The sequence below is a fragment of the Streptomyces sp. NRRL F-5755 genome, from assembly GCF_001279365.1.
GTDB classification, from domain to species: Bacteria; Actinomycetota; Actinomycetes; order Streptomycetales; family Streptomycetaceae; genus Streptomyces; species Streptomyces rimosus.
This window is the reverse complement of sequence record NZ_LGCW01000065.1, coordinates 1-14,413: the sequence shown is the minus strand read 5'-3', so window position 1 is coordinate 14,413 and position 14,413 is coordinate 1. Positions and strand designations below refer to the sequence as shown.

At 70.2% G+C, this 14,413-nt stretch carries 11 protein-coding genes and 1 pseudogene; 8 read left to right on the top strand and 4 right to left on the bottom strand.

Annotation, left to right across the window (positions count from 1 at the left end; genetic code table 11):
- Positions 1–104: 104 nt before the first annotated feature.
- Positions 105–740 (bottom strand): annotated as a pseudogene (locus tag ADK86_RS09875) (glycoside hydrolase family 11 protein); the annotation flags it as partial.
- 138 nt (positions 741–878) lie between these two features.
- Positions 879–1,154 carry a non-reducing end alpha-L-arabinofuranosidase family hydrolase gene (locus ADK86_RS09870; protein WP_053696223.1) on the bottom strand — a complete coding sequence of 92 codons (276 nt, stop codon included), beginning with the start codon at positions 1,152–1,154 and terminating at the stop codon, positions 879–881.
- Between the two features lie 174 nt (positions 1,155–1,328).
- Between ADK86_RS09870 and ADK86_RS43040 the strand changes: the two genes are divergently transcribed.
- Positions 1,329–1,499 (top strand): hypothetical protein, encoded by a 171-nt coding sequence (locus ADK86_RS43040; RefSeq protein ID WP_159393823.1) that lies wholly within the window; start codon positions 1,329–1,331, stop codon positions 1,497–1,499.
- Between the two features lie 307 nt (positions 1,500–1,806).
- Here ADK86_RS43040 and ADK86_RS09865 read toward each other — a convergent pair whose 3' ends face one another.
- Entirely contained in the window at positions 1,807–2,913 is a 1,107-nt protein-coding gene (locus ADK86_RS09865) for a sensor histidine kinase (protein WP_053696222.1), read from the bottom strand.
- The gene (locus ADK86_RS09860; RefSeq protein ID WP_053696226.1) at positions 2,910–3,578 is read right to left on the bottom strand and encodes a response regulator; all 669 of its coding nucleotides are present in this window, start codon (positions 3,576–3,578) and stop codon (positions 2,910–2,912) included. The genes ADK86_RS09865 and ADK86_RS09860 overlap by 4 nt, the downstream gene beginning before the upstream one ends.
- A gap of 198 nt (positions 3,579–3,776) precedes the next feature.
- Here ADK86_RS09860 and ADK86_RS09855 point away from each other — a divergent pair, with 198 nt between their 5' ends.
- The 7 genes from ADK86_RS09855 to ADK86_RS09825 all read left to right on the top strand — a co-directional run bounded on the left by ADK86_RS09855 (position 3,777) and on the right by ADK86_RS09825 (position 14,402).
- Positions 3,777–5,012, top strand: coding sequence for a DUF418 domain-containing protein (locus tag ADK86_RS09855; protein ID WP_053696221.1), 1,236 nt, complete (start codon positions 3,777–3,779; stop codon positions 5,010–5,012).
- Positions 5,013–6,154: 1,142 nt separating this feature from the next.
- Complete coding sequence (locus ADK86_RS09850; protein WP_053696220.1) at positions 6,155–6,964, top strand: SDR family NAD(P)-dependent oxidoreductase; 810 nt, start codon at positions 6,155–6,157, stop codon at positions 6,962–6,964.
- 225 nt (positions 6,965–7,189) lie between these two features.
- Positions 7,190–7,981 (top strand): GNAT family N-acetyltransferase, encoded by a 792-nt coding sequence (locus ADK86_RS09845; protein WP_053696219.1) that lies wholly within the window; start codon positions 7,190–7,192, stop codon positions 7,979–7,981.
- A gap of 175 nt (positions 7,982–8,156) precedes the next feature.
- Positions 8,157–10,139 (top strand): amino acid transporter, encoded by a 1,983-nt coding sequence (locus ADK86_RS09840; protein ID WP_199834379.1) that lies wholly within the window; start codon positions 8,157–8,159, stop codon positions 10,137–10,139.
- An 892-nt stretch (positions 10,140–11,031) separates the two neighbouring features.
- Positions 11,032–11,745, top strand: a complete 714-nt coding sequence (locus tag ADK86_RS09835) for an urease subunit gamma (protein WP_053696217.1) — start codon at positions 11,032–11,034, stop codon at positions 11,743–11,745.
- Positions 11,746–11,750: 5 nt separating this feature from the next.
- Complete coding sequence (locus tag ADK86_RS09830; protein WP_053696225.1) at positions 11,751–13,685, top strand: urease subunit alpha; 1,935 nt, start codon at positions 11,751–11,753, stop codon at positions 13,683–13,685.
- A gap of 42 nt (positions 13,686–13,727) precedes the next feature.
- Positions 13,728–14,402, top strand: a complete 675-nt coding sequence (locus ADK86_RS09825; RefSeq protein WP_053696224.1) for an urease accessory protein UreF — start codon at positions 13,728–13,730, stop codon at positions 14,400–14,402.
- Positions 14,403–14,413 lie beyond the last annotated feature (11 nt).

Below are 14,413 nucleotides of genomic sequence, written 5' to 3'. Positions count from 1 at the left end.
CAAGCGGATGCAGTACCGCCCCGACCTGATCGACGGCTACCTCACCGGAACCGGACTGAGCTCCGACCTCACGTAACCCCAACCATTAAAGACCTCTAGACGTTTCCACCAACGGAAGGGGATGCGGTCACGGTGATGTTCGAGCTTCCGCTACTCCGGTATCCCTCGGTCGCCATGATCATGTAGCGGAAGGTGCCGAGGCGCATCCCGTGGCGCGCCCAGGCGTCGAAGTGATTGCCGGTGGTGATGGTGCCGCCCGTACGCTTCGACCGCCGGACGCTCCAGTACTGGTCGAACGTCGTCTTCGGCCCCTCGATGGAGGGGGCGTCGACGCGGGTCGTCCGGTAGATGTCGTAGGTGCCGCCGTCGCTGGTCACCGTGCCCTGGTAGGCGCCCGTGGGCCGGTAGGTGCCCCAGTTGTCGACGATGTAGTACTCGACGAGGGGGTTGGTGCTCCAGCCGTAGAGCGCGAGGTAGGCGTTGCCGGAAGGACGGAAACTGCCGGAATAGGTGACGCTCTTCCGGCCGCCGGTTTCCCAGCCCTTGCCGGCGACGAAGTTACCCGTGTTGCGCCACGAGGTACGGTAACTACCGCCGGATGCCAGGCCCATGGACACCGTCCGAGGGCTGTCGGTCCAGAACGAGTAGTAGTAGCCGTCGTGAATTCCGGTCCTGTTCGCCGTGATGACTGGGTCGGCTCCGGCAGTGCCGGGCAACAGCAGGGCCATCAAGGCCGCCATTGCCAGCACACAGGCGCCTCTGGACGAAAGGCCGATGCGGCGGCTTTCACGTTTGCGGAAGTAGGTGCTTGTGTTCACGTCCGGGTTTCCTCCTCTTCAGTGGTGAACTCTTCGGTGATGACGCGAGACGGGCCCGGGTCAGCAGGTGGAATTGGTCTGGGTGAGCAGCCCCATGCGACAGGGCAGCTGCGAGTACTCGGCGCCGGCAGTCGGGTCACGTCCTTGGTAGACGTACTGCAGGTGGCAGGGGTCGATGGTCAGGCTCTGGTCGTTGCCCGAGCGGACCAGCTCGCCGTGGCTGATGTCGTTGGTCCAGGCGGGACCGTTGAAGGAGACGTTGGCCTTGTCCGCGAGCGGGGCGCTTTCCGTGGGCGCGAGCGTGTCGATGCCGGTGTCGTGGCCAGAGCCACACACAGGCCGGCGAGAAGCGCCGTCACCGTGGCCCCGGGGCCGTGCCTCGTCGCCATCGCCACAGCAGGTGCCGACGTGTGCTGAGGCTTGTAGGCATATCTTCTCCTGGAGTCGTGATGGCCGCTCCGTACGGGGCCGGGAGAAGGATGCTCACCGTCGCGGCAAGAGGCGTCGGATGTGGCTGCACAGCAGAACTTCCCCGAGTCGACGGATATCGGCGAGAGGCATTCGACAACACCGCCAGGCGGTCTGCCGCCGGAATCCGCCAAGTTCGAAGATCACGGCAACCTTTCGGCCGTCGGCGGCCGAACGGCAGGCCGTCGGCTGCTGGCCCCCCTCGAAGTGTGAAACGAAAGCGCCGTGCAGCCGCGCCGAAGGGCTTCGAATCGGATATCGGGCACCTTCTGTCCGTTCGGCAGAACCGTGAATGGGCGCGAAATCGAGGGTGCGAAAGCGAATCGGCAGCAGGTGCGCAGCGTCTTCGCCGGTGAAACCGCCGGCGTCCCCATACTCGCCGACACCCTGGCCCCGTCCCGACCCTGGCCCCGTCCCGCACGGCGGCCGGCACGCTGCACCGGGGGGCAGCGATCGGGCTGACCACAAGGCGAAGCCACGAGGGCGCTTCTGACGGCTCTTGAAGTGCAACGCGGACCGGTCAGGGCGCGGCGCTGAGCGGCAGCTCCAGGCGAAGTCCGAAGCCCCCGTCGGCGGTTGGGCCGGAGGTGACGGTGCCTCCGAGGAGTGCGGCGCGCTGGCGCAGGCCGGCGAGACCGTGGTGGGCGCCTGGCAGGGCAAGCGCGGGACGCGTGGGCGCGGTGTTGGTGACAGTGGTCTCAAGGGTGCCGTCGCGATGGTGGATACAGATGGTCGCGGTGGCGCCGGGAGCGTGTTTGCGGACGTTGGTGAGCGCCTCCTGGACGGTGCGGTAGACGGCACGCTGAAAGGCAGGTGGCAGCTTCTCGGGCAGGTCGGTCTCCAGCTCGGCCTCGATGCCGCTGGCCCCGATCAACTGGTGCAGGTCGGCCAGGGAGGGCTGGGGTGTCAGCTCGGTGGCGCGGCTGCCGGAGGCACGCAGGACGCCGACCATGTGCCGCAGCTCTTCCAGGGTCTGCACGCTGAGCCGGCGGATCGTGGCCCCGGCCGCTCTCGCCTCGGCGTCCGGGCTGCCCACCTGAAGAGCTCCGGCCTGGACGGCGATGAGACTGACCTGGTGGGAGACGACATCGTGCATCTCCCGGGCGAGCTGGGCGCGCTCTTTCGCCAGCACGGCCTGCGCGGTCAGTAGTTGCTCGTGTTCGCGTGCTCGGGAGACCTCGGCGAGCCGGAGGGAGAGTTCGCGCCGGGCCTGGACGAGCTGGCCCAGGAAGACCGGGGCGGCGGCCGTGGCCAGGGTGTAGGTGAGGTGGAGCAAGCTGTAGGTCTTGTGGAGTTCGTCGACTTCCAGATCCGTCCACGGCCAGGGCATGAAGTCGCTGACGGCGAAGGCCAGAGCGCAACAGGCCAGCAGGCCGCGGTGACGGCTGAGTGAGGAGAGGGTGTACAGCGCGGCCATGGTGGCGAGGACCACGTCGCTGACCAGGGCGGTGGGCAAGGTGAGCGCGAAGGCCGGCAGCGGCCGGTGGCGGCGCAGGGTGAGGGCCAGGGCGGCGAGCAGTCCGCAGGCAAGGCGAAGACGGTCCTCGCCGTCGATGTGCACCCATAGATCCAGCAGCGCGGCACCGACCAGGGCCGCGTCCAGCAGCGGCGCGCGCCGGGTGCTCATCGGTCTGCCCCGTCCTCGGGCGAGCGCAGCAGACCGGCACGTTCGGCGACCAGCACGGCTTGCACACGGTTGCCGACCCGCAGCTTCTCCAGGACGGCGCCGACATGGCCCTTGACGGTGCCGGTGCTGAGATGGAGCCGTGCGCCGATGCCGGCGTTGGAGAGCCCCTCGGCCATCAACGCCAGAACGGCACGCTCGCGCTCGCTCAGCCGGTCGACGAGACGCACGGCGCAGGGATCACGTACTCCCCGGCCGAGGAAGCCGTCCACCACCGTACGCGTGACCTGCGACGCCAGTATGGTGCTGCCGTCGGCCAGGGTGCGGATCAGATAGGGAAGCTGTTCGGGGTCGGTGTCCTTGAGCAGAAATCCGGCGGCTCCCGAGCGCAGCGCCGCCTCGATGTATGCGTCGGTGTCGAAGGTCGTCAGCATGGCCACCACCGGAGGGTCCGGCATACGACGAAGTTCGCTCAGCACGGTCAGTCCGTCCACGTCGGGCATCCGTATGTCGAGCAGGACGACGTCGGGACGCAGCTCCCGTACGGCCTGGACGGCTCGGCCGCCGGACACCGCCGCCACTGCCCGGATGCCGTCCGCGGCGTTCAGGATGTGGGTGAAGCCCGTGCGGACCAGGGCCTCGTCGTCGATCACCAGTACACGGATCACGTGCGCTCCGCTCGTCGGCTTCTGCGCTGCTTCGACGGGTACCACGCCCTGGAACACTCGTCAGCGGGGCGCGGTCCGGCTCCGGCCGGTCGTCAGCAAAGAGCAGCCGGGCGGCCGGTGCGGTTCCGCCCGGTCGGCCGGGCGGCTCCGGCCGGTCGTCGGATGGGCTGCGCTGTGCGGGCCTCGAACCCTTGGGACATGACGCACGACACCCCCACCGCCGCGTTACCCGGGCCGTACGCGCCGCCCTCCGCTTTTCCGGAAACCGGCCGGCTGATCGGCATCGACCTGGCCCGCGGACTCGCGGTCCTCGGCATGTATTCCGCCCATGTCGGGCCCGACGTCACGGTCGGCGGGCCCATCGGTCTCCTGCTGGAAACCGCACGCGGCCGCTCCTCCGCCCTGTTCGCGGTGCTCGCCGGATTCTCGCTGGTCATCATCACCGGCCGCCCCCGGCCCAGGAGGGGCCGCGCCGGCCGGCAGGCGGTGGCCAGGGTCGTGATCCGAGCCGTCGTCCTGCTGCCGCTCGGCTACGCCCTGACCGCCCTGAGCACTCCGGTCGATGTCATCCTCAGCTTCTACGGGCTGCTCCTCCTGACCGTCCTGCCGCTGTACCGGCTGCGCGCCACAACGCTCGCATGCATCGCCGCCGTCGGCGCTCTGGTCATGCCGCAGGTTCTCCACGCGATACGGCTGTCCATCGAGGCAAGCACCTGGGCGGACACCGTCATCCAGGCCGACCCCCTGGCCAGGATCACCGGCACCGACGGGATGACCGAGCTGCTGTTCACCGGCGAGTACCCGATCCTTACCTGGGCACCGTTCCTGATCGCGGGCATGGCCCTGGCCCGGCTCGACCTCACCCGGCCCGGCATGCGCTCCCGGCTCACTCTGACCGGCGGGGCGCTCGCCCTCCTCGGCTACGGCGGCTCCTGGCTGGCCCTGCACCTCGTCCCGCGCGCGCTCTCCACCATCACCGCGGCCACGGGCAGCAGCTCAGCGGCATCGGCCTGGTGGTCCGACACGGTCGGCAACCCGCAGGACACCACCCCACTCGCCTGGCTCCTGGTCGCCGCACCACACAGCCAGACAACCTTCTCCCTGCTCGGCAACACCGGCATCGCCCTCGTGGTGGTGGCCGCGTGCCTGACGGCCGCCGACCACACGCGCCTGGCCCACTGGACGAAACCGCTGTCCGCGGTCGGCATGACGGCGCTGACCGCCTACGTGACGCACATCGTCGCCCTTTGGCTCCTGCTCGATGTCTGGTACGTGGCTGCCGTCGAGGACGAGACCATGTCCGCGCTGCCGGTACTGTCGGGCTTCATCGCGGCCGCCATACTGCTGGCCACTGCATGGACTCGTCGCTTCCGCCGGGGTCCCATGGAACATCTGCTGCACGCCGCCACCCGGCCGGCACGGTACGTCAGGTAGTTGATGAGGCTTCTGGTAATTGATGAGGGTTCTGAACGAGTTGTCCAGGATGAACGCGGCTCAGTGTGTAGCACCTCTGGCCCCGCCCCTGCGCGCCTTGGTGTCGTTGCGCAGACGGAACGTGGTACCGATCGAGTCCGACTGCCGGGACCGGCTGAGCACTTGCCGGTGAACTGCGCGCCGTCGATCGCCGCGACGACCAACCCTGCGCCACCTTCCATCAGGAAGAGCGATCCATTGCCCCGGGAATGCGGTGTCGTGCATCCGGCCCTCCCGTGCTTGCATCCGGCTGCTCCTCCATGGTGATGGTTGCGAGCGGGCCCCCCTTACGGGAGGTCGAGGGCGACCCGTACCCGGTGATTGCTTGTGGCGAAGGTACGCGGGCAGGGCAACCCGGGCCTCAAGCGCGAGGTGCGATCCGGGGCAGAAGCGAGCGCGAGCCCGTAAGGCAGATGGTCCTTGTCGCCCGGTCGATGTCGAGGGAGCCCGCGCGTCGGGCATCGACAGCCTGCTGATGTTCACCGGTGCCACGGACCCCATGGGGCTGATCGCCGCACCACCGCACAGCCGCCCCACGTGTGTGGCTGCGGACGCCCGCGGACTCCTCGCCGGCCCCACTCGTCTCCCACGCCAGCGGTGTACGCCGGTCCCGAACTGGCCACGGCAGGGCCGTCGGCGGGCCTCGTGACGGTCCTGCACCGGTGCACGGTGTTCCTGCGTCGCCTGGCGCGGCAGGCATGACGGAGACGGTCACCGCGGGTGCTCAGCTCATGGCCGGCGGCCAGTTGCTGTGCACGGTCAGCCTGGTACCACCCGTCGAGGTCCAGCACTCGCCAACGCCGGGACCGGAAGCTCATCAGAGGCGCGTCAAGGGGGCGGCGCAAGTCTTGCGGCCCGGGGCGGTACGGCATTCGATGGGGGCGTGAACAGCGCCTGGCTCCTGCTCGACCGCCCGCCTCATCAGTCGGGTCCGCGTCGTGCGCCGCGCTGCCCGGAGAGATCCGCCTCCCGCTGATAGCTCTCCCGCACCCCTACGGGGCGCCGTGGCCCGACCCGGCGCCCCTTTTACGTCTACCCGCACGCCACCGCGCCCGTCAGGGGCCGGCTCGGCGTACCCACACATCGTCCGACCGGAAGGGACCATGTCCGTCTTCGACCTTTCCTCCCGTACCGTCCTGGTGACCGGAGCCACCTCCGGCATCGGCTTCGAGACCGCCCGGCAGCTCGCCGAGCGCGGCGCCACGGTGCTCGTCCACGGCCGCACCACCGACGACGCACAGGCCGCCGTCGACAGGCTGACCGCCACCGCAGGTATCGACGCGGCCCAACTACGCGCACTGAGCGCGGACTTCACGCACCTGGAGGAGGTCGAGACGCTGGCGCGGCGGGTCGTGGCCGAGCACCCCCACCTCGACGTCCTGGTCAACAACGCCGCCACCGCCGCTCCCGAACGGCACACCCTCACCGACGACGGCAACGAGCTCGCCTTCCAGGTCAACTTCCTCGCCCACTACCTGCTGACCTGCCTCCTGGAGCCCGCGCTGACCAGCGACCCCGGCGGCCGGGTCGTCAATGTGTCGTCGTCGCTGCACCGCACCGCCTCCATCCAGTGGAGCGACCCCCACCGGGCCCGCCGCTACTCCCGGCTCGCCGCCTACGCCCAGTCACAGCTCGCCCTGACCGTCTTCGCCGCCGATCCCCGGGTGACCGCGGTCTCCGTCCACCCCGGCATCTGCGCCACCGGCCTGCTGCCCCTCTACGGCCTCGACGGCTCCCCGGCCGCCGACGGCGCCGCCCATGTCGTACGGCTCTGCGACCCGGCGGTCGAGATCGTCAACGGCGCGTATTACGACCGCGACCAGCGCATCGACCCCGCGCCCGCCGCCACCGTAGACCGCACCGTCAAGCGCCTGAGCAAGCTCGCGGACCAGCTCGTCGGCCACCACCGCTGAACCGCGCCCCCTGACCCCGAGGCGCGAAAAGGCGCCTCCCGACAACGAAAGGCCCACTTCGCCATGTCCAAACGCGCCCGCAAGAAGAGAACCCGCCGCAAGAAGAAGGCCAACCACGGCAACAAGGCCGGCCAGGGCTGAGTCTCCGGGCGGGGCGGTGCCCGGTCCCCGCACCGCCCCGTCCGGTCCGCCCGGCCCGCCCCACGAACGTTGCAAGGAGTCATCGTGATCGAGCTCGCCCGCGAACAAGTCGCCGCCGTTTCGCACTGGTTCGCCGCCGGGCCGCCCGGGACGACGGCACTGGCCGACCACGCGCTGGCCCCAGGAGCCGGCCGCTGGTGGGCCGACCGCCCCGTCGCCCCCCGCCCCGTCGCCCCCCGGGCCGTCGCCGTGGCCTGCGCCGACCACGTAGTACTGCGCGGCGAACCGACCGCCCTGGCTCCCCTCTCGCTCGCGCCCTTCGCCGAGCACTACGTCCAGGCCCCGGCCCGCTTCCTGCCCCTGCTCGGGCACGCGTTCAACCGGCTCGTGCCGTGGGAGCGCATGGGTTACGTCCACCGCGTCCCCGTACCGCGTCCGCACGTACCCCGGGGGGTGACGGTGCGGCGGCTGACGCCCGAGGACACGCCGGCGCTCGCCGCGATGGGGCCCGAGGCCGCCTGGAGCCACGCCACCTGGGGCGGCCCGGCCGGTCTCGCCGCCTCCGGGCACGGCTGGGTGGCGTTCGCGAAGGGCCGCGTACTGGCCATGGCCTGTACGTACTTCCGCGGCCACGAACACGAGGACGTCGCCTGCCTCACCGTCCCCGAACACCGCCGTCAGCGTCTCGCGCTGGCCTGTGTCACCGCGCTGTGCCAGGACATCGCCGCCCGTGGACACACGCCGAGCTGGACCTGCTCACGCGACAACCGCCCCAGCCGGCTCCTCGCCTGGACCGCGGGCTTCCGCCTGGAGCACGAGTACGTCCACTACCTCACCGGCCACCCCGCACACCGCGTCGCGGGGCTCGCCGCCTGACACCTCCGTCATCTGCTTCGGCGTACTGCCGTTCCCGTGGCGTACCGGCCACCGTTCAGGGGACACCGGGCCGCCATGCCGACGGCTTCACGGCGTGGAGGGCCCCCTGCCTGCGTAGTCTGATGTGGCTGTCGCCCCGATGGCTGGACCGTTCGAGGTACGACGGGAGCAGACGATGGCCACCTCCGCCTCTGCCGGCCCCGGGTCAGGGTCCGGATCCGGGGCCACCGCACGGCATCGCTTCCGGGCGTGGATGCTGGAAGGGCTGACCGACATGGCCAAGCGCCATCCCGGTCCGCACGCGGACCGGCGGAGCCCTCATCGGGGCCAGCGGTGGTGGAAGGTGATGTGCCTGACCGGTGTGGACTACTTCTCCACCCTGGGCTACCAGCCGGGCATCGCGGCCCTGGCCGCCGGGCTGCTCTCGCCCGTCGCCACGCTCGTCCTGGTCCTGGTGACACTGGCCGGGGCGCTGCCGGTGTACCGGCGGGTGGCCGCGGAGAGCCCGCACGGCCAGGGCTCGATCGCCATGCTGGAGCGGCTGCTGCCCTTCTGGAAGGGCAAACTGTTCGTACTGGCCCTGCTCGGCTTCGCCGCCACCGACTTTCTGATCACCATCACCCTGTCGGCCGCCGACGCCGCCACCCACCTGGTGGAGAACCCGCACGTCAACAGCGTCCTGCACGACCGGCAGACGCTGATCACCCTGATCCTGGTCGCGCTCCTCAGCGCGGTCTTCCTCAAGGGGTTCCTGGAGGCGATCGGGGTGGCGATCGCGCTGGTGGGCTTCTACCTCACGTTGAACGTCGCCGTGGTCGCGGCCGGCCTGTGGCACGTCTTCACCGCACCGCACGTCGTGACCGACTGGTCCCGGGCGCTGACCACCGAACACGGCAACGCCCTGGCAATGGTCGGCCTGGCCCTGCTGGTCTTCCCGAAACTGGCGCTGGGGCTGTCCGGCTTCGAGACCGGCGTGGCGGTCATGCCGCACATCGAAGGCCGCCCCACCGACACCGAAGAGTGCCCCACCGGGCGGGTCCGCGGCGCGAAGAAGCTGCTCACCACCGCCGCCCTGATCATGAGCGCTTTTCTGATCGTCACCAGCTTCGTGACGACCCTGCTCATCCCGGAGGACGCGTTCAAGCCCGGCGGCGAGGCCAACGGGCGCGCCCTGGCCTATCTCGCCCACGCCTATCTGGGGTCCGCCTTCGGCACGGTCTACGACCTCTCCACCATCGCCATCCTGTGGTTCGCCGGCGCCTCGGCCATGGCCGGACTGCTCAACCTCATGCCCCAGTACCTGCCTCGCTACGGCATGGCGCCCCACTGGGCACGGGCCGTACGCCCGATGGTGCTGGTCTTCACCGCCGTCGCGTTCCTGGTGACCTGGATCTTCGATGCGGACGTGAACGCCCAGGGCGGCGCCTACGCCACCGGTGTGCTCGTGCTCATCAGCTCCGCCGCGGTCGCCGTGACCATCGCCGCCCGGCGGGCCGGGGAACGCGGCCGGACGATCGGCTTCGCGGCGGTCGCCGTGATATTCCTCTACACGACCGTGGCGAACGTCATCGAGCGGCCGGACGGTGTGAAGATCGGCGCCTGCTTCATCGCCGGCATCATCCTGCTGTCACTCCTGTCCCGCCTGGCCCGCGCCTTCGAGCTGCGCGTGACCAGCGTCGTCCTCGACGGGACGGCCGAGCGCTTCATCCGCGACACCGCCCACCGTACGATCCGCTTCATCGCGAATGAGCCCGGCCGGCGTGATGTGGCCGAATACCGCGACAAGCTCCAGCAGATCCGCACCGACAACGACCTCGCGGTGTCAGAGGACTTCATCTTCGTCGAGGTCACCGTCGGCGACCCCTCGGAATTCGAGAGCGAACTGCGGGTACGGGGCGAAGTGCTGCACGGCCGCTATCGCGTACTCCGCCTGGAGAGCTCCGCCGTCTCCAACGCACTGGCCGCGCTGCTGCTGCACGTCCGCGACGAGACGGGCCAGCGTCCGCACATCTACTTCGAATGGACCGAAGGAAATCCCTTCGCCCAATTCCTCCGCTTCTTCCTCTTCGGCCATGGCGACGTCGCTCCCGTCACCCGAGAGGTCCTCCGCGAGGCCGAACCCGACCGTGGGTGCCGACCCCGCGTCCATGTGGGCTGAACGGAGCGCGTACGGCGGCTCCAACGGCTCTGGGTGAAGAGCGTTGTTCAGGTAATGGTGATCTCGGAGACAGCGAAGTCTCACGCCGCTCCAGCGCATCGAATTCCACGGCTGCGCCCAGAGATGGCCCGTCGGGAATACCGGGCCGACGTACTCACCGGCGCCGCGCCCCTCTTTCGCGTCGTGCCCCTGCGCGAAGCGCGACAAGCCCGCCGGAAGGGACTCATCGGCGGCGGTACCTCCTACTGCTCCATCCCTCACCGAGGACGACGAGATCACCAAAGCCGTACGGACGCTGGGCTACCGCAGTGTCTCCCCGCCCGGCTGCGGAGTCGTCACGGAAGTCATGACCAGCCTGCCCAAGCTCTGGCACCACCCGCCTGCGCAGGCAGCGCGGCGCGGCGCCCTGGAAAACCTGCGCGACTACGGCTGGACACGGGTCACCGCCTCGTACCATCAGCCGGAGCGCTGGGCGTCGGCGGGGCGTCAGCGCTCTCGATGAAGGGCCTCGCGCGGCCCGGGTCCGGCTTCCAGGCTCTGGCCACCGTGGTCGCGGCGACCACCCTCGTCATGGCGGGAGCCTCCCCTCCTGCCGCCCGTAGAGCATCCCTTCCCTGCTGGGGCCCCTCCCCCGTCGCTGCCTCATCCCCTTCGCTCCGCCGTCACTCCTTCGGGTGCCGGTGGTCCGGTCCGTCGTCTTCGGGGTGTCAACGTACTGATGATGGCCTTACGTCGAGTTGGGGCCGGACAGCCGTGGATGACCGGTGCTCGGATCACCGGCACGGGGGCGGCATCCGGGGTTGCGCCCCGGGCTGTCAATCGTGCAGTGCCGGCCCCGATGCGACCGCACGGAACAGAAGTTCTGGGCAGGAGCGAATGCAGGGATGCGGCTGTGCACCTGACTCCACACGAACAAGAACGTCTGATGCTGCACGTGGCGGCGGATGTCGCCGAAAAGCGCCGGGCCCGCGGACTGCGGCTCAACTACCCCGAGACCATGGCATTGCTGATCGCGCACGTTCTTGAGGGGGCCCGGGACGGCAGGACCGTTGCCGACCTCATGTCCTCCGGGCGCAAACTGCTGGCCCGGGAGGAGGTGATGGAGGGCGTGCCGGAGATGATCGAGAACGTGCAGGTGGAGGCCACCTTCCCCGACGGTACGAAGCTGGTGACGCTTCACGATCCCTTTCCGGCCGTGGGCGAGGACGAGGCTCCGGTCGTCTGGCCGGGGAAGGTGGACTTCTCCCCTCGGGAGGACGACGCGGTGGTGGTCTTCAACGAGCGGCACCGGCTGGAGGACCGGATCACCACGCTGACGGTGGAGAATCCGACCGACCGCCCCATCCAGGTTGGTTCCCACTACCACTTCGCCGAGGCCAACGACGGGCTGAAGTTCCGTCGCAAGAAGGCGTGGGGCAAGCGGCTGAACGTCCCCGCCGGCAGTTCCGTACGGTTCGAGCCCGGCATCACCGAAGAGGTCGAACTCGTACCCATCGAGGGCGAACGGGTGGTCCACGGCCTGCGCGGCAGGATCAAGGGGCTGCCCGAGAAGATCAAGGGTTCGCTCGACCACATCAGGGGTTCGTTCGACCAGGAGCGGGTGTGACGACCATGCCTTCGTGCCCCGACTGTTCCTGCTGCCCGGCAGAGCCGGGGCCCTTCGACCCCCTGCCCCGCGCCGCGTACGCGGACCGGTTCGGCCCCACCACCCGCGACCGGATCCGGCTGGCCGACACCGCGCTGACCATCAGGATCGAAGACGACTGGTCCGGCGGCCCCGGCCGCAGCGGCCACGAGATGGTCTTCGGCGGCGGCAAAGTGATCCGCGAGTCGATGGGGCAGTCCATCGCCCCGCGCGACCCGGGTGCGGGCACGACCGGTCAGGCCGCCGACGGCCGCCGGGTACTGCCGCCCGACACCGTCATCACCGGCGCGGTCGTACTGGACCACTGGGGCATCGTCAAAGCCGATGTCGCCATCCGGGACGGCCAGGTCGTCGCGCTGGGCAAGGCGTACAACCCCGAGACGATGGATCCGCTGCACGGGGACGACGGCGACTGCCACAACGGCGTCGGCCCGGCCCCCACCGACTTCGTCATCGGGCCGGACACCGAGGTCATCGCGGGCAAGGGGCGGATCCTGACCGCCGGCGGCATCGACACCCACGTCCACTTCATCTGCCCCGACCAGGTGGACGAGGCACTGGCCGCGGGGGTGACCACGCTGATCGGGGGCGGCACGGGCCCGGCGGAAGGCAGCACCGCCACCACCGTGACGCCCGGCTCCTGGCATCTGGCCCGTACGTTCGAGGCGCTGGACGCCTTCCCGGTCAACATCGGGCTGCTCGGCAAGGGCGCCACCATGTCCAGGGAGTCCATGCTCGATCAGGTGGACGCCGGCGTCATCGGCTTCAAGGTGCACGAGGACTGGGGCGCGACCCCGGCCGTCATCGACCGGTGCCTTGAGGTCTGCAAGGAGACCGGTGTCCAGCTCGCGCTGCACGCCGACTCCCTCAACGAGGCCGGTTTCGTCCAGGACACCCTTGACGCCATCAAAGGACGGCCCCTGCACGTCTTCCATGTCGAAGGCGCCGGCGGCGGCCACGCACCCGACATGATCAAGATGGTGAGCGAGCCGAACGTGCTGCCCGCCTCCACCAACCCCACCCGGCCGCTGACCGTCAACACGGTCAAGGAGCACTTCGACATGGTGATGGTCTGCCACCACCTGAACCCGCAGGTCGAGGAGGATCTGGCCTTCGCCGACTCCCGGATCCGGCCCTCGACGATGGCGGCCGAGGACATCCTGCACGATCTCGGTGCCATTTCGATCATGTCCTCGGACGCCCAGGCCATGGGACGCATCGGCGAGATGGTCATGCGTACGTGGCAGACCGCGCACGTGATGAAGATGCGCCGCGGCTTCCTGGAGGAGGACCGGCCGGAGGCCGGGCCGGAGGGCGGGACGCCGGGGCCCGGCTCACCGCCGGCCGACAACCGGCGAGCCCGGCGGTACGTGGCGAAGTACACCGTCAACCCGGCCCTCGCCCAGGGCATCGACGCCGTCGTGGGGTCGGTGGAGCCTGGCAAGCTGGCCGACCTGGTGCTGTGGGACCCGGCGTTCTTCGGCGTCAAGCCGCACCTGGTCATCAAGGGCGGGCAGATCGCGTACGCACAGGTGGGCGACGCGAATGCCTCCATCCCCACGCCGCAGCCGGTCCTGCCGCGCCGCATGTGGGGCGCCACGGGCCTGGCCCCCGGCGCCATCTCCTACAACTTCGTCACCGACCGGGCCCTCAAGAAGGGCCTGGCCAAGAGGTGCAAGCTGAGCAAGCAGTTCCGGGCCATCACGAACACCCGCACCGTGCACAAGGCGGACATGAAGGAAAACGACGCCACTCCTGACGTGCGCATCGACCCCGACACCTACGAGGTCGTCATCGGCGGGGCGAAGGTCACGGATGTGACGACGTTCGTCGACGACCGGATCGTCGACCGGGCCTATGTATCCGAACTGCCCATGGCTCAGCGGTACTTCCTCTTCTGAGCGGCCGGGGATGTGCGAGAGGCCGATGAGGGAGGTGTGGTGGTGAGCCGGGCGGCGTTGTTGGTGCTGGCGGACGGCCGGTTTCCGGCGGGCGGGCATGCCCACTCCGGGGGTGCGGAGGCGGCGGTCACCGCCGGGCGGATCACGGACGCGGCGAGCCTGGAGGCGTTCTGCCGGGGGCGGCTGCACACCGCGGGTCTGGTCGCGGCCGCGCTGGCCGCCGCGGCGGCCGCCGGGTGCGATCCGCTGGCGCTGGACGAGGCCGCCGATGCCCGCACCCCGGTGCCGGCGCTGCGCGCCACGGCGCGTCGGCTGGGGCGGCAGATGCTGCGCGCGGCCCGCGCGACCTGGCCCTCGGCCGCGCTGGATGCGCTGGCCGTGGCCCGGCCGCGCGGTGCCCACCAGCCCGTGGTCCTGGGGCTGGCGGCCCGCTCGGCGGGCCTGGTGCCGCTGGATGCCGCCTACGCCGCGGCGTATGAGAACCTCAGCGGCCCGGCCACCGCCGCCGTGCGCCTGCTGAGCCTGGACCCCTTCGCGGCGACCGCTGTGCTGGCCCGCCTGGCCGCCCCGCTGGACCAGGTCGCCGCGCAGGCCGCCGACGCGGCACGCCGCGTCCCGGCGGAGGGGCCGGGTGCGCTGCCGGCGGCGTCCGCGCCGCTGCTGGACATCACCGCCGAACAGCACGCGGCCTGGCCGGTCCGGCTGTTCGCCTCGTGAACAGCGGCCCC